The organism is Bradyrhizobium sp. JYMT SZCCT0180 (assembly GCF_018130165.1).
GTDB lineage: Bacteria > Pseudomonadota > Alphaproteobacteria > Rhizobiales > Xanthobacteraceae > Bradyrhizobium.
In genome coordinates this window covers 328,678-344,356 of sequence record NZ_JAFCLZ010000005.1, presented here as the reverse complement: position 1 = coordinate 344,356, position 15,679 = coordinate 328,678, and the positions used below count along the sequence as shown (strand labels likewise).

General features: G+C 63.3%; 17 protein-coding genes. 11 read left to right on the top strand and 6 right to left on the bottom strand.

Annotated features, from left to right (window positions below; translation table 11 throughout):
* Positions 1–204: 204 nt before the first annotated feature.
* From JQ641_RS10155 to JQ641_RS10130, 6 genes are all read left to right on the top strand, one after another.
* Positions 205–585, top strand: coding sequence for a hypothetical protein (locus JQ641_RS10155; RefSeq protein ID WP_211995816.1), 381 nt, complete (start codon positions 205–207; stop codon positions 583–585).
* 201 nt (positions 586–786) lie between these two features.
* Positions 787–1,650 carry a hypothetical protein gene (locus tag JQ641_RS10150; protein ID WP_211995815.1) on the top strand — a complete coding sequence of 288 codons (864 nt, stop codon included), beginning with the start codon at positions 787–789 and terminating at the stop codon, positions 1,648–1,650.
* 15 nt (positions 1,651–1,665) lie between these two features.
* A complete protein-coding gene (locus JQ641_RS10145) occupies positions 1,666–2,457 on the top strand; it encodes a hypothetical protein (protein WP_211995814.1) in 792 nt (263 codons plus the stop codon).
* Positions 2,454–3,056 carry a hypothetical protein gene (locus JQ641_RS10140; protein ID WP_211995813.1) on the top strand — a complete coding sequence of 201 codons (603 nt, stop codon included), beginning with the start codon at positions 2,454–2,456 and terminating at the stop codon, positions 3,054–3,056. The genes JQ641_RS10145 and JQ641_RS10140 overlap by 4 nt, the downstream gene beginning before the upstream one ends.
* A 127-nt stretch (positions 3,057–3,183) precedes the next feature.
* A complete protein-coding gene (locus JQ641_RS10135; protein ID WP_211995812.1) occupies positions 3,184–4,113 on the top strand; it encodes a glycine reductase in 930 nt (309 codons plus the stop codon).
* Between the two features lie 183 nt (positions 4,114–4,296).
* On the top strand, positions 4,297–5,490 hold the full coding sequence (locus JQ641_RS10130) for a CaiB/BaiF CoA transferase family protein (protein WP_211995811.1): 1,194 nt from the start codon (positions 4,297–4,299) through the stop codon (positions 5,488–5,490).
* On the opposite strand, the gene JQ641_RS10125 is transcribed toward JQ641_RS10130, so the two are convergent.
* Positions 5,487–5,777: a DUF1330 domain-containing protein gene (locus tag JQ641_RS10125; protein ID WP_211995810.1), complete on the bottom strand. Its 291-nt coding sequence runs from the start codon at positions 5,775–5,777 to the stop codon at positions 5,487–5,489. The two genes, JQ641_RS10130 and JQ641_RS10125, sit on opposite strands and share 4 nt — an antisense overlap.
* A gap of 34 nt (positions 5,778–5,811) precedes the next feature.
* On the bottom strand, positions 5,812–6,063 hold the full coding sequence (locus JQ641_RS10120; RefSeq protein ID WP_211995809.1) for a DUF1127 domain-containing protein: 252 nt from the start codon (positions 6,061–6,063) through the stop codon (positions 5,812–5,814).
* 446 nt (positions 6,064–6,509) lie between these two features.
* Between JQ641_RS10120 and JQ641_RS10115 the strand changes: the two genes are divergently transcribed.
* Together JQ641_RS10115 and JQ641_RS10110 are read left to right on the top strand one after the other, a co-directional pair.
* Positions 6,510–7,403, top strand: coding sequence for a LysR family transcriptional regulator (locus JQ641_RS10115; RefSeq protein ID WP_211995808.1), 894 nt, complete (start codon positions 6,510–6,512; stop codon positions 7,401–7,403).
* A 185-nt stretch (positions 7,404–7,588) separates the two neighbouring features.
* On the top strand, positions 7,589–7,840 hold the full coding sequence (locus JQ641_RS10110) for a hypothetical protein (RefSeq protein WP_211995807.1): 252 nt from the start codon (positions 7,589–7,591) through the stop codon (positions 7,838–7,840).
* Positions 7,841–7,962: 122 nt separating this feature from the next.
* On the opposite strand, the gene modC is transcribed toward JQ641_RS10110, so the two are convergent.
* The 4 genes from modC to mepA all read right to left on the bottom strand — a co-directional run bounded on the left by modC (position 7,963) and on the right by mepA (position 11,251).
* Positions 7,963–8,637 (bottom strand): molybdenum ABC transporter ATP-binding protein, encoded by a 675-nt coding sequence (gene modC, locus JQ641_RS10105; RefSeq protein ID WP_211995806.1) that lies wholly within the window; start codon positions 8,635–8,637, stop codon positions 7,963–7,965.
* A gap of 2 nt (positions 8,638–8,639) precedes the next feature.
* Positions 8,640–9,335: a molybdate ABC transporter permease subunit gene (modB, locus tag JQ641_RS10100; protein WP_192739217.1), complete on the bottom strand. Its 696-nt coding sequence runs from the start codon at positions 9,333–9,335 to the stop codon at positions 8,640–8,642.
* Positions 9,335–10,120 carry a molybdate ABC transporter substrate-binding protein gene (gene modA, locus JQ641_RS10095; RefSeq protein ID WP_211995805.1) on the bottom strand — a complete coding sequence of 262 codons (786 nt, stop codon included), beginning with the start codon at positions 10,118–10,120 and terminating at the stop codon, positions 9,335–9,337. The genes modB and modA overlap by 1 nt, the downstream gene beginning before the upstream one ends.
* Before the next feature lie 183 nt (positions 10,121–10,303).
* Positions 10,304–11,251: a penicillin-insensitive murein endopeptidase gene (gene mepA, locus JQ641_RS10090; RefSeq protein WP_211995804.1), complete on the bottom strand. Its 948-nt coding sequence runs from the start codon at positions 11,249–11,251 to the stop codon at positions 10,304–10,306.
* A gap of 242 nt (positions 11,252–11,493) precedes the next feature.
* On the opposite strand from mepA, the gene JQ641_RS10085 reads away from it, so the two are divergent.
* The 3 genes from JQ641_RS10085 (at position 11,494) to JQ641_RS10075 (ending at position 15,669) form a co-directional block, all read left to right on the top strand.
* On the top strand, positions 11,494–11,928 hold the full coding sequence (locus JQ641_RS10085) for a L,D-transpeptidase (RefSeq protein ID WP_211995803.1): 435 nt from the start codon (positions 11,494–11,496) through the stop codon (positions 11,926–11,928).
* 363 nt (positions 11,929–12,291) lie between these two features.
* Entirely contained in the window at positions 12,292–13,467 is a 1,176-nt protein-coding gene (locus tag JQ641_RS10080) for an ABC transporter substrate-binding protein (protein WP_211995802.1), read from the top strand.
* 84 nt (positions 13,468–13,551) lie between these two features.
* The gene (locus tag JQ641_RS10075; protein WP_249150304.1) at positions 13,552–15,669 is read left to right on the top strand and encodes a methyl-accepting chemotaxis protein; all 2,118 of its coding nucleotides are present in this window, start codon (positions 13,552–13,554) and stop codon (positions 15,667–15,669) included.
* The last annotated feature ends 10 nt before the right edge of the window (positions 15,670–15,679 follow it).

Here is a 15,679-nt window from a genome sequence, read left to right as displayed (position 1 = left end):
TTCAGAATCCGTCTTACCCTTCAATGCAATAGCAGAGCCAAATCCATATGCGATTCCCCTGCGCTTGCGGGGGAGGGCTGGGGTGGGGGTCTCGCCGCGAGCCACGCTGCCTGTGTGGAGGGAATAGGGCGCATGGTCGCCGGGTAGATATGGCGAAGGTGAAAGCTTGCTGCGAGGAATTCGGTTTGGTGCGAAGGTGCTGTCATGACAATCGGTAGAGAGAGCCTGCTTCGTCGCCTTGAAACCTTGCCTCACTCGGAAAGTGTTGACCTAGCAAAATTGTTTTTAACTTCCACCGATGAAGAGCCCACGTTGGAGAGCGCTTCGCGCATTTCAGCGTCTGAAGCGATTAGGTTGTGGGGCACAAGACTGAAAAATGTCGAGTATACGAAGAAACCGATACAGGGAGTCGAATGGCTTCTGATGCGCTTGGAAACCCTTCGTCCTGGAGACGAGTTGGATCAATTTAGTTTAGTCGGACGCGAATTTCACGGCATCCTCTTTTTCTCCGTTGAAGGCCAAGAATTTATGGGTCTGATGCTAGTCGAGACTGAAAACGCCGGCGATCGCTCTCTCAAGACATGATGGTGGCTCCACAAGAACGGGTGCTCGGGAGCCTGGAGATACTCCCGGGGGTCTGAGGCGTCGTCTCGAAAAGGCACAACCCGTTAATCAAACATGGCCAGGATCGCGCGACTTTTAGTCTGGTACTCAAAAAAGCCTTTCAACCTCTCCGTGTAACTTCGGGCCGTAAGGTCGCGCTCCCACCGGCGGCCATCGGGGCCGTTGATGAGTGTGACGCAAACAGATCCTCCGCCGCGACCGCCGCTGCTTGATCAGGTCATTCGCTTTCTTGTCTGGTTCACGGTGCTCGGTTTTATCGCCACGCCGCTTGTCGTGCTGACGATGACGTACGGGCACGTGCTCGGCTCGGTCGCCGGCCGCAACAATGACAGGTTTCAGCAGATTCTGGAGCAGGCCGGTCCCCGCGACGAGCCGGCATCGAAGCCAGGCATCGTCACCTCGGTGTTGGATAAGGAACGCGGGCGGCAGATCGCGAGGCTCAGGGCGCTCACGGGCAGGCCGGAAATGGCCTCCGGCACGACCGCATCGCTTCAGATTATCGCGGTCGCATTCGACAGCACAAAACCGGGTGGCGGGGGAACGTCGTCGCAGGCGCGACAGGCTGTCGATCAGGACGGCTATCGGGTTCTGCAACTCGACCTCAAACAGGCTCCGCGCGATGCGGTCGTCATCATCGCCGATCAGCCGATCCGCTGGCGCCTGCAAGGCTTGACGCCTGGATCGGCGCCCCGCGTCGGATTTGAGGGCTATGCGGCCTTTGACGTATCCGACGCTCAACCGGGCTCGCTGGCGGGCTTCCGGATCGGCGCGTTTGGCGCTCCCAGTTTCGCGCGCCCCGTGGACCCGACCGGCGGCGAAGTCAGTAACCGTCAGGGATTGTGTACGTCGTTGCAGAACTGGGCCGATCATTTTGGTTTGCCGTTCGATGCTATCCGCTACACCCTGTTGCTCAATCCATCCCGCATCACGCCGACTTCGGGTCTGGCGCAGAGCGACGGCTCTACCGACAAAACCATGTACGCCGGCGACCTGGATCGCCTGTGCAAGCAGCGCGCGCGCCGCTGATCGAAAGGAGAGGCCATGAGTCGACAGGATGGCGGGTTCGGCCGGCGCGGGATACAGCCGGTGCCGGAGGCGTCGCGGCCGATCCCGGCGTCTTCTGGCGGCGGGATGCCGCCGCTGGTCAAGCAGGTCGGCGGCATGGCGCTCGGAGTCGCACTGGCATTCGCCATCGGAGGCGCCAGTGTCTACTTCATGAAGCAGGCGGGCAAAGCGCTCGACCGGGGTTTCGTCGAAACCGCCAACGCCGGCAACCCGGCGGCGGCGATCGAGCAGGCCGGCGGCGGTGACGCGCTGTTGCAGCGGGTTCATCGCATCTGCACCGACCGCGCCGCTACGGCCGAATTGACCGCGACGCAGAGGAACGCAGCTTTCGATAGCCTCTATATCGTCGAGCACCGGGTCGTGCGCGGCGGCGCCTATGTGGCGTGCCTGACCAGGGAACAGCCGCAGCGCTTCTGTCAGAAGCCGCACCGGGATCATTTGTACGAGGCGGTTCGGCAGTATGCCAAGCTGGTCGTTCAGGCGCGTGAAGAATGGCAAATACAGGCGGGCAGCCCATCGGCAATGATTGCCGGCGGGCCGATCGATTACAAGCAAGACGCGGCCGGCATGCCCAGCGCCCGGATCGATCCGCAACTCAAGGAAGGACTGGTCGCGCTCGAAGCCGACGGTTACATCCCGGCCAGCGATGTTGCCCGGCTCATGTCGAACCGAACGCCGGGCGTCTTCGGAAGTCCGCCGCCGCCGCGCGGGATGCCCCCGATGCCTGTTGTAGGCCCTGCTCAACCCAGCAAGAATGCATGCGGATGAGCATGCTCGAACAAGGCTTGCCCTCGGGCTTCTTCACCCGCTGGCGCGCGGTGGCCACGGGTCTGGCCGTCGGCGGAATCGCGATGGTCGGTTTCGGTGTTTTCGCCCGCGTGGAAAAGTACATGTCCGAGCCGAAGGCCGCGCCGGCCTGCTACGGCCGCCAGCATGTCGCTGGAACGAAAGCGATTCCCTCGCGCGGCTCGCGCGACCGCGGCGGGCGTTCGATCGATGATCGTTTCCCCAACTTTGACCCCGACAAGATCACGCTGGCTCTGCGTGTCTGTACGCCGCAGTCCTGCCCGAAAGACGCCTTGAAGGAATACCGCTCGGCGATGTTCTGGTATCTGTCCTCCCGCTTGCAGCACACCTCGACTCTGTACCGCGACCATGGCGATTTGGGTTTGATGCGTGCGCGCGAAATCTTCCGTGATCCGATCGACGCCAGGGTGGAACAAGGCCTGCGCGAACGCTACGCCGCCGGAATCTTCCGCCTCAACGACTTCAGGCAGAATCATGCGGCGGTCTCGATCATCGTGCTCAAGGGCGGCGATGCCTTGCGCCCATGCAGAATTGGTGAGCCGGCCGAGGAGGACGACTAGGTAGCGCCGCGCATGGTCATTGGTCCTGGCTCATGCAATATCCGCTGTTGAGGAACAGGCTGACTATCACTAGCTTGGGCTCAAGCCAGATCAGCGCCCTCACGGTGGAAACGCAGGAGACACAACAATGTCCGGCCCGTCCGACGATCAACTGGGCTTTGCGCCCGACTACGATGCTCCGGTCCCCTATATGCAGCGGACCCGGGATTATTACGCGGCGATCGGTTACACCACGCCCTACCGCTGGGCGCATTACGTCGATGCGCCGTTCCAGCCGCTGAAAAAGCCGCTGGCGCAATCGCGCGTGACCATCGTTACCACAGCCGCGCAATATGATCCCACCAAGGGCGATCAGGGGCCGGGCGCCGCGTATAATGGCGGCGCGAAATTCTACACGGTCTATGACGGCGATACTTCGAAACAGCACGATCTGCGGATCTCGCATATCGGCTATGACCGCAAGCACACGTCAGCAACCGACAGCGGCACCTGGTTTCCGCTGCCGCAGCTCCTGAAGGCGCAGGCCGCGGGGCGGATCGGCGGGGTGGCGCCGCGCTTCTTCGGCGCGCCGACCAATCGCAGCCATCGCGTCACCATCGACACCGACGCGCCGGAGATTCTTGAACGTTGTCTCGCCGACAAGGTCGATGTCGCCGTGCTGGTGCCGAACTGTCCGGTGTGCCACCAGACCTCGGCACTGGTCGCGCGCCACCTCGAAGCCAACGGCATCGCCACCGTCGTGATTGGCTGTGCCAAGGACATCGTCGAGCACGCGGCCGTGCCGCGCTTTTTGTTTTCGGACTTTCCGCTCGGCAACTCCGCCGGCAAGCCGCAGGATGTGGCCTCGCAGGCGCAGACGCTCGAGCTGGCGCTGCGTGTTCTGGAAACCGCGTCCGGCGCGCGCACCACGATGCAATCGCCGCTGCGCTGGAGCGACGATGCCTCCTGGAAGCTCGACTACAACAACATCGCGCAGATGAGCCCGGAAGAACTGGCCCGCCGCCGCGCCGAGTTCGACAAGCAGAAAGAAATCGCGCGCGGCAACCGCGCGGCGTGAGGCGGGGCGCCGCCAGCGTCGTCATTGCGAGCGAAGCGAAGCAATCCATCTCTCCGCGCAAAGAAAGAATGGATTGCTTCGTCGCAAGGGCTCCCTTGCGCAAACGCTTCGCGTTTGTCGCAGGCAATGACGGACTTGGTTGGTTGACCGCTCCTTCCACCGCACTCTCCGGAGGAAACTGAATTGACCCGACCCTTCGAAGGCGTGAAGATTCTCGACTTCACGCAGGTGCTGGCCGGCCCCTATGCGAGCTACCAGCTCGCGCTGCTCGGCGCCGACGTCATCAAGGTGGAGCGGCGCGAGGGCGAGGACATGCGCCGCACGCCGCTCTCCCGCGAATGGGCCGAGCGCGGTCTCGCTCCCGGCTGGCAGGCGATCAACGGCAACAAGCGCAGCCTGACGCTCGACCTGCAAAAGCCGGAAGCGATCGCGATCGTCAAGCAGCTCGCGGCGCAGGCCGACGTGGTGATGGAGAATTTCCGTCCCGGCGTGATGGACAAGCTCGGCATCGGCTATGCGGCGCTCTCTGAAATCAATCCGCGGCTGATCTATTGCGCGATTTCGGGTTTTGGCCAGACCGGTCCGGCCCGGCTTGGCGCCGGCTATGACGGCAAGATCCAGGCCCTATCGGGCATCATGTCCATTACAGGCCACGCCGAGACCGGACCGACCCGCGCCGGCTTCGCGGTTTGCGACGTGTTGTCCGGCTCGACCGCGGCGTTCGGTGTCTCCAGCGCGCTGTTCCAGCGCACCCATACCGGCAAGGGACAGATGGTCGACGTCTCCATGCTGGAGGCGACGCTGGCGTTTCTTTCAGGTCAGGTGGCGGATTACGCGGTGGCCGGTCATCGCCAGCAACTGTCAGGCAATCAGGCCGTCAGCCGCCGGCCGACCGCCAATCTGTTCAAGGCCGGCGACGGTTATCTCCTGCTCGCCGTCAACAGCGAGAAACAGTATCAGTCGCTGATGAAGGCGCTCGGCCGCACTGATGCGCTGGAAGACCCGCGCTTCGTCGACTGGTTCGCGAGGCAGGAAAACGAGCCGGCCTTGCGCGCCATCATCGAGGACGCCCTGTCGAAGAAAGACCCGCGCGAGTGGGAGACCGTCCTGGAAGCGGCTGGCGCGCCCTGCGCCAGCATCTGGAAGGTCGAGGAAGTGATCGATCATCCGCAGATCGCAGCGCGCGGCGCGATTCAGGAAATCGACACGCCCTATGGCCGGCTTCGTTTTGCCAGCAGCGGTTTTCAGCTCGCCCATGGCGGCGGCAAGCTCGACCGCATGGCGCCCGAACTCAGCGCCCATACCGACGAGGTGCTGGCCTCGCTCGGCTACGATGCGGGCGCGATCGCGGATTTGCGTGCGCGCGAAGTCGTCTAGGTTGCGCCTTCGATGATGATGAAGTCGGCATCCGCGTTCGCCTGGCGGATCGCCTTTGCCTTCTGATATTCGTCGCTGCGGTAGCAGGCGGTCGCCGTTGCGAAATCCGCGAACTCGACCACGACGTTGCGCTCGCGTGCCTGTCCCTCCATCAGCTCGTACGCGCCGCCGCGTACGATGAATTTGGCGTCGAATTTTTCGAAGGCCGGCCGCGCCGCGGCGAGGTAGTCAGGGTATTGCGCCGGCTGATGAACGCTGACGCGTACGATCCAGTATGCTTTGGCCATGATGTTTCTCCGTTTCAGGTCTGGTGATGTAAAATCAGGTCAATCTGGTTGAGTTGCGCGGCCGCGCGTAGCGTTTGGCGGCAAGGCGCACCTGTTCGTCGATGTAGCTTCGCGCGATGCCGATATCCCTCAGCGAGTGGTCGCTCATGCTGTGTAACTCCGACGCCGCCCGTCGCTGTTGCCGCCAGCTCCAAAGCGCCGCGCCGGCTGTTCGCAGGGCACGAAAGGTGCTGGCGGCGAGAGCACCGGTGTTGGATTGGGCGAGTCTGATGATCGTGATCAGCATGATCGTTCTTCCTTCAGAGATAATGCCGGTGGCGTCGTCGTTTCATTGTCACTGATGGTGATTGAGATGGTGCGTTCGGCTGCGCCTGCGCGCGGGCATGAGGGTGTCGCGCAAGGCGAACGCGTCACAGGCGACCGATGACAGCAGGCGCACGCCGCGCGCGGCAGCCGCGAACCCCCGAGCGACGGTGTTACCGATAGCCGCAGCTCTGGCGGTTCGCGCCTGTCGGACCATCCGCTCCGTCAGTAGCAGACGCGTCACCGGCGAGGCCCGGCGGATGTCTGACGGGTCGCCTTGCATTCCATGGGCTGTTGCCATCGTGACCTCCATCGATCGCGGCTTGCGCCGCCGGGTCTTCCGGAGCGCTGCGATGGGAGCTCTTTACGGCGGGCCATGCATCACATAAAATGAATTATTATGATGATTATGATCCCGTGGAGAGATGTATGGATTTGTCCGATCTGAAGATCTTCAGTGCGGTCGTACGCGAGGGCGGCGTGACGCGCGCCGCGGAGCATTTGCATCGCGTCCAATCCAACGTCACGACACGGATCCGCCAGCTCGAGGACGACATCGGCGTTGCGCTCTTTATTCGCGAGGGTAAGCGCCTGCACCTTGCCCCGGCCGGTCAGGTGCTGCTCGATTACGCGGACCGCCTGCTCGCGCTGGCCGATGAAGCGCGCAACGCGGTGCAGGATCCGCGGCCGAGGGGAATCTTTCGCCTGGGCGCGATGGAGAGCACCGCGGCCGTTCGCTTGCCGGGACCGGTCAGCGAATATCATCGTCTCTATCCGGAGGTGGAGTTCGAACTGCGCACCGGCAATCCGCCGACGCTTTCAAAGGCCATCCTGGCCGGCGAGCTCGATGCTGCGCTGGTGACGTTGCCGATAGCGGACGCCTTGTTCGAAAAGGTCGCGGTGTTCGAGGAGGAGCCGGTGATCGTTTCCGCGGCCGGCATGCCGGCGATCGGTCAAGGTAAGAACAAAGGCAAGACAGAATACTTTCCGAGAACCATCATTGCCTTCGAGCACGGCTGCCCGCATCGCAAGCGGCTGGAGGACTGGTACGCGCTTCGCGACCAGATGCCGGAACGCACGATCGAACTCGGCTCCTACCATGCGATGCTTGGATGTGTGGCGGCGGGAATGGGCGTTGCGCTGTTGCCGAAAAGCGTTCTCACCACGTTTCCGGAGAGCAAGCGCCTGCGGGTTCATCGGTTGCCGCCGGGCGAGAACAGGGCGGATACCTACCTGATCTGGCGCAAGGGCGCGGGCTCGCCGAAGATCCAGGCGTTGCGTGACGTGCTGGGTGCGCACCGCGCAGGCAAGCGCGTGAGCTAAAACGTCGCTTCGCCAGATTTCGTCACGGCGAACCCTGCGAAAGGGAGAAGGCCCCAGCCTTCGGCTGAGGCCTTCTTGCGATGGCCGTCAGCTTACAGATAGCGGCCGCAAACGTAGACGCGACGCGGTCCGAAGTCGGTCCACACCGTCCGCCAGCAGCTTCCGCCGATGTAGAAGTGGCCGTGATGATGATGGCCGTGGTGGTGATGACCGTGGTGGTGATGATGGCCGTGACCGTGGTGATGATGACCATGATGATGGCCGTGATGGCCATGACCGTGATGACCACCATGACCGTGGCCACCCTTGCCACCGGCCGAAGCCGGCGCAACAGCAGCAGCGGTCAGAGCGATCGCGGCAGCGGCTGCAAGAGCGATTTTACGGAACATATTTGTAGTCTCCATTGTGCTAGGCGTGATTGCCTGATGCGCTTATGAGACGTGTCGTCCACGAAAATAGTTCGAAAGATTTTTCTGAACGGGTGTTCAGGAAGTGACTATAAACACTGACGTTTTTCGATTTTATCGTTGTTCAGATGTGATCTGGATCACGGACGACATCAAGCCGGCGTGCTGCCCGTCAGTACCTTGACGCCGCCGAGTGCGGTGACGCGTCCGTTGCGCAGCATCACGATCTGCGTCGCGAGCTGGCGCAGCTCCGCGGCATCATGGCTGACATAGACCATCGGGATGCCTTCGTCGCGCAGCCGGATCAGATAAGGCAGGATCTCGACCTTGCGTCCCTCGTCGAGCGAGCCCAGCGGCTCGTCCATCAGCAGCAATCGCGGTTTCGACAACAGCGCGCGGCCGAGCGCGACGCGCTGACGCTCGCCGCCGGAAAGTTTTCCGGGTCGGCGGTCCAGCAGGCCGCCGATGTCGAGCAGATCGGTGATGCGCGCATGCTGCGCCGGATCCTCGGCGAGGTCGTTCATGCGCCGGCCGTAGTCGAGATTTTGCCGGACATCGAGATGCGGAAACAGCCGCGCATCCTGGAACACGTAGCCGATGCGGCGGCGGTGCGGCGGCACGTGCGCGCCCGTCGAGGTGTCGTCGAGCGTTTCGCCGTCGAGGGTGATGACGCCGCGGTCGGGCCGCAGCAAGCCCGCGATCATGTTGATCAGCGAGCTCTTGCCGGCGCCGGACGCGCCGAACAGGCCGGTGACACGGCCCTCGCTGGTGAACGAGGCTTCCAGCGAGAACTCGCCAAGCTGCTTTGTGACCTCGACGCGCAGCATGGTCAGTTCCCGTGCAGGCGCTGCGTGGCGCGCCGTGCGAACCACTCGGATGCGATCAGCGCGCCCATCGCAATCACGATGGAGATCAGCACCAGCCGCCCCGCCGCGCGGTCGCCGTCGGGTGTCTGGATCAGCGAATAGATCGCGGACGAAATCGTCTGGGTCTCGCCAGGAATGTTCGAGACGAAGGTAATGGTGGCGCCGAACTCGCCGATCGCCTTGGCAAAGCCGAGCACCATGCCGGCCAAAATGCCCGGCAGCGCCAGCGGCAGGGTCACGGTCGCAAACACCTGCCAAGGTGCCGCGCCGAGCGTGCTCGATGCCTGTTCCAGCCGCCGGTCGATCGCCTCGATCGAGAGGCGGATCGGCCGCACCAGAAGCGGAAACGACATCACGCCGCAGGCCAGCGCGGCGCCGGTCCAGCGAAACGCGAACACGATGCCGAGATTGTCGGCCAGCCACGCGCCGACCATGCCGCGGCGGCCGAAGGTGAGCAGCAGCAGATAACCTGTCACGACCGGCGGCAGCACCAGCGGCAGATGGACCAGCGCGTCGAGGATCGACTTGCCCCAGAAATTGTGCCGCGCCAGTAGCCACGCCAGCGCGATGCCGAACGGCGTCGCCACCAGCGTCGCGATGATGGCGACCCGCAAGCTGAGCAGGATCGCCGTCCATTCCGTCGGCGAGATATCGAACATCAGGTCGAGGGACTGACCAGGAATTTGAAACCGTATTTCTCAAGGATGTTCTTGGCCGCGGTCGAGCGCAGGAAAGCGAGATAGTCTGACGTTTCCGGTTTCGCCGTCGTGGTCGCCGCGACGGGGTAGATGATCGCGGGGTGGGAATCGGCCGGGAACGTGCCGACGACCTTGACGCCGGGTTCGACCTTCGCGTCGGTGGAATAGACGATGCCGAGTGCGGCTTCGCCGCGCGCCACCAGCGTCAACGCCGCGCGCGCGCTGTCGGCCATCGCGAATTTCGGCTCGGCCGCCTGCCAGGCGCCGAGTTTCTCCAGTGCGGCCTTGGCGTATTTGCCGACCGGTACGGATTTGACGTCGCCGGTCGCGATCTTGCCGTCGCCCGCGAGCTTGGCGAGGTCGAAGCCCGCACCGATGCTGACATTGTCGATCTTCGAATCCTTCGGCGCGACCAGTACGATGGAATTGCCGAGCAGGTTGACCCGGGTCGGCTCGTGGATGTTCTTTTTGCCGATCGCGTAATCCATCCAGTCGGTGTCGGCGGAGATGAAGACGTCGGCCGGCGCGCCCTGTTCGATCTGTTTTGCGAGTGCCGAGCTCGCGGCATAGCTCACGGTGACCTTGACGCCGGTTTTGGCGGTATAGGCGGCATCGATGTCGTCGAGCGCATTCTTCATCGAGGCGGCGGCGAACACCGTAATCGTCTTGTCCTGCGCGGCAGCGGGCGAATGGATCGCGCCGAGCAGAATGAAAAGGGCGGTAAAAATTCCGGCGGGACGATACATGGTGGCGCTCCGTGCGAGTCCGCGGCGCGGTGGGCGCGCGCAAATCAGGCGTTGGTTGGGTCAAGGATGCGACAATCGGAAGCGCCGTTCCGGTCATTTTCCTGAGACTTACGGTCCATCAGGAAGATCGCGGAACCAACCTTACAGCATTGTTGACGCGGCGCAAAGGCTCCGCACCACCGGCTATTGCTTTGCATCCGGTGCGGTCAGCACCGCTTTGCAGGCCGGGGGGAGCTGCGCCATCGTCATCGGCGGCTTTGGTTTCGGCGGGACGGGCGGCGGTTTCGGATGGAGCACGGAATCCTTGAACCAGAAGGCGAGGTCGCCTGTGCTGCAGCCTTCGCCTTCGGTCGGATCGGGCTGGCTCTCGCATTCACCGGCGCCGGGCGGGCATTTGATGCGGATGTGGAAGTGATAATCGTGGCCGTACATCGGCCGCACCTTGTGCAGCCAGCTGCGATCGCCCTTGGCCTCGCGGCACAGCGCCTTCTTGATCGCGGCATTGACGAAGATGCGCTGCACCGTCGGCTCCTGCGCGGCGGCGCGGATCACCACCAGATGGCTAGGTGTGAACACTTTGGGATCGATATCGAGCCGGTCGGAGCGCACCATCATGATCGCCGACATTTCCTCGCGCTCGTTGCGCGATAACCGGCGGTTCGGCATCGGCGTCAGCCAGATGTCGGCGTCTAACCCGACCTGATGGCTGGCGTGGCCTGTCAACATCGGGCCGCCACGCGGTTGCGACATGTCGCCGACCAGAATGCCGGGCCAGCCGGCATCCTTGTGCGCCTTGTTGGCCAGCCGCTTCACCAGCGCGACCAAGTCGGGATGCCCCCAGTAGCGGTTGCGCGACAGCCGCATCACCTGCCAGGCGTCGCCATTGATCGGCAGTCCATCCGCGCCCGCGATGCAGCCATGGGCGTAAAAGCCGTGCACCCGCGTCGGCGTCGTCGCCGGCAGCACCTTGCGGCCGAACAATTCCTTGGCGGCAATGTTGGGATCGTTTGGATTGGCCAGCGGCGGCAGCGGCTTGGGGTCAACGCTGCCCTTGTCCTGCGCCCATGCCATGGTGGCATTGGCGAGACCGATCAGGACCAGGAGCGGGATCAGAATCAGGCGGGGTGTCATCGGATCACTCTAGCTGCCCAAAACGTAACATGGAATCGGCACCGCGGGACAACCGCGCCAATCGCAATTGTTTGATCTCCCACAGCATCTGCACGCGGCATTTCCACGCTATTCCGGTCGCCCCGGGTTAAGATTAATTCGGACCCTTTGCCCCCGGCGGGGCCACCGCTCTTTACAATGGCGCGTTTCCAAAACACATCATGCCGCCATTAAAGAGCTTTTTTTGACGGCAGGGCGTCATTATGAAATTTCGATTGGGTGTGCGGCTGTCATTTGTGGCCGCGATTTTCATGTCGGCATTGGCACTGAGCCCGGCACGCGCCGCTGTCGTGGTCCAGATCGACAAATCATCGCAGCGCATGGCTGTTAGCATCGACGGCGCGACGCGGTACAGCTGGCCGGTCTCGACCGGCCGCAGCGGCTATGGCACGCCGAGCGGCGTCTTCCGTCCGCAATGGATGTCGCGGCATTATTATTCGCGCAAGTACTACAATTCGCCGATGCCGCACGCGATCTTCTTCCATCACGGATTCGCCATTCACGGCACCACGGATATCAGGCGGCTCGGCGGCCGAGCCTCGCATGGCTGCGTCAGGCTGCACCCGTCGCATGCGGCGGCGCTGTTCGCGCTGATCCAGCGCAGCGGCCAACGCAATACGCGGATCCAGATCAACTAGGTTATGGTATCGACGAGCGGTCGCCTGCAGTGTCGCACGGACAGGCGATCATCTTAACCCTTCGATAACCTTGCCGGTCACCGCCAGAATTCCGGACACTTGTCGCTGATCCGCGCAAGTGTCGATTCACGCTTGGGTATTGTGTAGTTGGTCGCCTTGTGCGGCTGCGTGTTCACAGGTGCAACCCGGCCGTGAACCTCGCCTCGATTCAGCAACCGTACAAATACGCACCGGTCAATCGTTAATCTGTTCTGAAGCTATCGGGCTCATAATCGCAACGCAGTGTTGCTGTGTCGTCATGCCAACGATGACGCGGGCCAGCAGATCCGTTCGACCATTACACCCCGCCAAAGGACAATTCATATGCGAGCTACTCCGTTCAACGCCTTCCTTGCTGCGTCGGCTGTTCTCCTCGCGACGAGCATTCCCGCATCCGCCGAAAACGGCGTGTCGGCCGATAAGATCGTGTTTGGTCAGGCCGCGGCGCTTGACGGGCCGGCCTCGGCCCTGGGCCAGGGCATGAAGATCGGGCTGGAAGCAGCCTTCGCGGAAATCAACAAGGCCGGCGGCGTCAAGGGCCGCAAGCTCGAACTCAAGAGCGTCGACGACGGATATGAGCCGACCAAGTCGATCGAAGCGGCCAAGAAGCTGCTGGAGGAAGACAAGGTCTTCGCGCTCGTCGGCGCGGTTGGCACCCCGACCTCAGCCGCCACCCAGCCGATCGCAAATGCGGCAGGCGCGCCCTTCATCGGTGCCTTCACCGGCGCCGAATTCCTGCGCGAGCCGCACAAGCCGCTGGTGATGAACATTCGCGCCAGCTACTTCCAGGAAACCGAAGCCATGGTCGAACGGGTGACCAAGGATCTCGGCGCGACCAGGATCGCGATCATGTACCAGGACGACGCTTTCGGTCAGGCCGGCCTTGCCGGCGTCAAGAAGGCGCTCGAAAAGCGGCAGATGCAGCTTGCCGGCGAAGGCACCTTCGAGCGCAACACCGTGGCCGTGAAAGCCGCGCTGCTGTCGATCAAGAAGGCCGAGCCCCAGGCCGTGATCATGATCAGCCCCTACAAGCCCGCGGCTGAGTTCATCAAGCTGGCCAAGCAGATCAAGCTCGACGCCACCTTTGTGAACATCTCCTTTGTCGGGTCCGATGCGCTTGCAAAGGAGCTCGGCGCGGCCGGCACCGGCGTCGTGATCACGCAGGTCGTTCCGTTCCCGAAGGATGCGGCGATCCCGGTGGTCGGCCGCTACCATGCTTCGCTCAAGGCCAGCGCGCCCGACGCGCAGCCCGGCTTCGTTTCGCTCGAGGGTTACCTCGTCGGCCGTGCGATTGCCGCAGCGCTCGAGAAGGTTGATGGCGACCTCACCCGCCAGGCCATGATCGACGCCGTGCAAAAAGCCGGCAGCCTCGATCTCGGCGGCTTCAAGCTCTCCTACAGCCCCACCAGCAACCGCGGCTCGAATGAAGTGTTCCTGACCGTGATCCAGGCGGACGGCAGCTTCAAGGCGGTCGAACGGCTCGAGAAGACCGGATCGTAAGCACAACGAGCCGCGAGCACCGGGTAACGCCCCGCTGCTCGCGGCGCTATTTTGCCGTTGTTATTTGTTATTTGGAGTTTTGCGATGAACGCTGGCATGTCGTGGTATCGCCTCGGCCTTCGCGGTCGCTTGTTTATGGCCTTCGGCGTCGTCGCCGCGCTCACGGTGCTGGCGAGCGGCAGCGCGATCATCTCCTACGACAGCCTCGGGCGTTCGCTGGGCGCGATCTCCGAGAAGAGCCTGCCCGAGATCACGCGGGCCTCCGAGGTCGCCAGGGCCGCCGGCGACGTCGCCGCCGCGGCACCGCGCCTGCTCGCCGCGACCGATCAGGCCGAGCGCGATCACGCCTCCAAAATTTTGACGGCCGCGCGTCAGGAGCTCAAACAGAGCGTCGGCGCGCTCGCTCCCGACGATGTCGCCAAAGTCAGCAAGACCGCCGATCGCATCCTGGTCAATCTCGACCGGCTGCTGCAATCCGTGACCGAACGCCAGACCATTGCCGCCTCGCGCGACGCGTTGGTCGCGAGCCTGCGCAAATCGCATCAGAAGCTCGCCGAAAAACTGGCGCCGATGGCCGATGACGCCGGGTTCAGCCTGACGATGGGCCTGCAGACCGCGGCCGACAACAAGGATCTGGAAGTCGTTCAGAAGACGCTGTCGGCGCTGGCCGACAACGAACTGGCGTCGCTGCAAGCCATCCTGGAGTTGCGCGCGGAATCCAATTTGATACTGGGAATCCTGGTCGAGGCCGCCGACCTGCCGTCCGCCGACCTGCTGCCGCCGGTCAAGGACCGCTTCACGGCGACCGCGGGCCGCCTTGGCAAGGCAGCCGCGGCCTTCAAGAATCCCGAGGCGTCGAAACTGGTCGATGAGCTGGTCAAGACCGGCAAGGACGCCGGCAACATTTTCGAGCTCAAGCAACGCGAACTGGTGGCCGCGAAGGCCGGCGCCAATGTGGTGACGGAGAACCGCACGCTCGCCCAGGAGTTCGAGAAGGAAGTCGCCAGCCTGCGAAAGCGCAGCGAAGCGGGCGCCGCCACCGCGGTCCGCGAATCGGAGGCGGAGATCGGGCAGGGACGTATCATCCTGATCAGTCTTGCGCTCGTCAGCCTTTTAACGGCGCTGGTGATCGGCTGGTACTATGTCGGGCGCGGCGTGGTGCGGCGCCTGGTGCATCTGCAGAACAGCATGAAGTCGATTGCCGCGGGCGATCTGGCGACCAATGTCGCGACCGGCGGCTCGGACGAAATCGCCGACATGGCGGGCGCGCTGCAGGTCTTCAAGGACAACATGCTGGAATCGAACCGGCTGCGCGCGGAACGTTCGGAAACCGAAAAGCAAGCGCATGCCCAGCGCAAGACGGAAATGCAGAAACTCGCGGCCGAATTCGAGGCCGCGGTCGGCGAGATCGTGCAGACCGTATCCTCGGCCTCAACGGAGCTCGAGGCCTCGGCGACCAGTCTGAGCCGGACCGCCGAAGAGACGCAGCAGCTCTCCGGCAGGGTGGAGGCGGCGTCTGAGGAAGCCTCCTCAAACGTCAGATCGGTCGCCGCAGCGACGGAAGAAATGACCGCCTCGGTCGCCGAAATCAGCCGCCAGGTCCAGGAGTCGAACCGGATCGCCGGCGAAGCCGTCAATCAGGCCGAAATGACCGACGCCCGCATCAACGAGCTGTCGAAGGCAGCCCTGCGGATCGGCGACGTCGTCAATCTGATCACCACGATCGCCGAACAGACCAATCTCCTGGCGCTGAACGCCACCATCGAGGCGGCGCGCGCGGGTGATTCGGGACGGGGCTTTGCGGTGGTCGCTCAGGAAGTGAAAGCGCTCGCCGCGCAGACCGCCAATGCAACCAAGGAAATCAGCAGCCAGATTGCCGGGATGCAGGTGGCGACCCAGGAATCGGTGCTGGCGATCAAGCAGATCGGCACCACCATCGGCCGGATCTCGCAGATCGCGGCGACGATCTCGAACTCCGTGGATCAGCAGGGTAGCGCCACGCAGGAGATTGCGCGCAATGTCGAGCAGGCTGCAGTGGGCACCTCCGATGTCGCCACCAACATTGTCGATGTGAACCAGGGTGCCCGCCGGACCGGCTCCGCTTCCGCGCAGGTTCTTTCCTCGGCTCAGTCGCTGTCCGGCGAAAGCAACCGCCTTCGGCTGGAAGTCGGTAAATTCCTCGACACGGTGCGCGCGGCTTAGACTTTTGGCT

What these genes read in the sequence shown, in the direction of transcription:
- JQ641_RS10155 (WP_211995816.1), top strand. Translation starts at nt 205, where the DNA reads ATGACAATCGGTAGAGAGAGCCTGCTTCGTCGCCTTGAAACCTTGCCT.
- JQ641_RS10145 (WP_211995814.1), top strand. Translation starts at nt 1,666, where the DNA reads ATGAGTCGACAGGATGGCGGGTTCGGCCGGCGCGGGATACAGCCGGTG.
- JQ641_RS10140 (WP_211995813.1), top strand. Translation starts at nt 2,454, where the DNA reads ATGAGCATGCTCGAACAAGGCTTGCCCTCGGGCTTCTTCACCCGCTGG.
- JQ641_RS10135 (WP_211995812.1), top strand. Translation starts at nt 3,184, where the DNA reads ATGTCCGGCCCGTCCGACGATCAACTGGGCTTTGCGCCCGACTACGAT.
- JQ641_RS10125 (WP_211995810.1), bottom strand. Translation starts at nt 5,777, where the DNA reads ATGGCCAAAGCATACTGGATCGTACGCGTCAGCGTTCATCAGCCGGCG.
- JQ641_RS10120 (WP_211995809.1), bottom strand. Translation starts at nt 6,063, where the DNA reads ATGCTGATCACGATCATCAGACTCGCCCAATCCAACACCGGTGCTCTC.
- JQ641_RS10115 (WP_211995808.1), top strand. Translation starts at nt 6,510, where the DNA reads ATGGATTTGTCCGATCTGAAGATCTTCAGTGCGGTCGTACGCGAGGGC.
- JQ641_RS10110 (WP_211995807.1), top strand. Translation starts at nt 7,589, where the DNA reads ATGATGATGGCCGTGGTGGTGATGACCGTGGTGGTGATGATGGCCGTG.
- modC (WP_211995806.1), bottom strand. Translation starts at nt 8,637, where the DNA reads ATGCTGCGCGTCGAGGTCACAAAGCAGCTTGGCGAGTTCTCGCTGGAA.
- modB (WP_192739217.1), bottom strand. Translation starts at nt 9,335, where the DNA reads ATGTTCGATATCTCGCCGACGGAATGGACGGCGATCCTGCTCAGCTTG.
- modA (WP_211995805.1), bottom strand. Translation starts at nt 10,120, where the DNA reads ATGTATCGTCCCGCCGGAATTTTTACCGCCCTTTTCATTCTGCTCGGC.
- mepA (WP_211995804.1), bottom strand. Translation starts at nt 11,251, where the DNA reads ATGACACCCCGCCTGATTCTGATCCCGCTCCTGGTCCTGATCGGTCTC.
- JQ641_RS10085 (WP_211995803.1), top strand. Translation starts at nt 11,494, where the DNA reads ATGAAATTTCGATTGGGTGTGCGGCTGTCATTTGTGGCCGCGATTTTC.
- JQ641_RS10080 (WP_211995802.1), top strand. Translation starts at nt 12,292, where the DNA reads ATGCGAGCTACTCCGTTCAACGCCTTCCTTGCTGCGTCGGCTGTTCTC.
- JQ641_RS10075 (WP_249150304.1), top strand. Translation starts at nt 13,552, where the DNA reads ATGAACGCTGGCATGTCGTGGTATCGCCTCGGCCTTCGCGGTCGCTTG.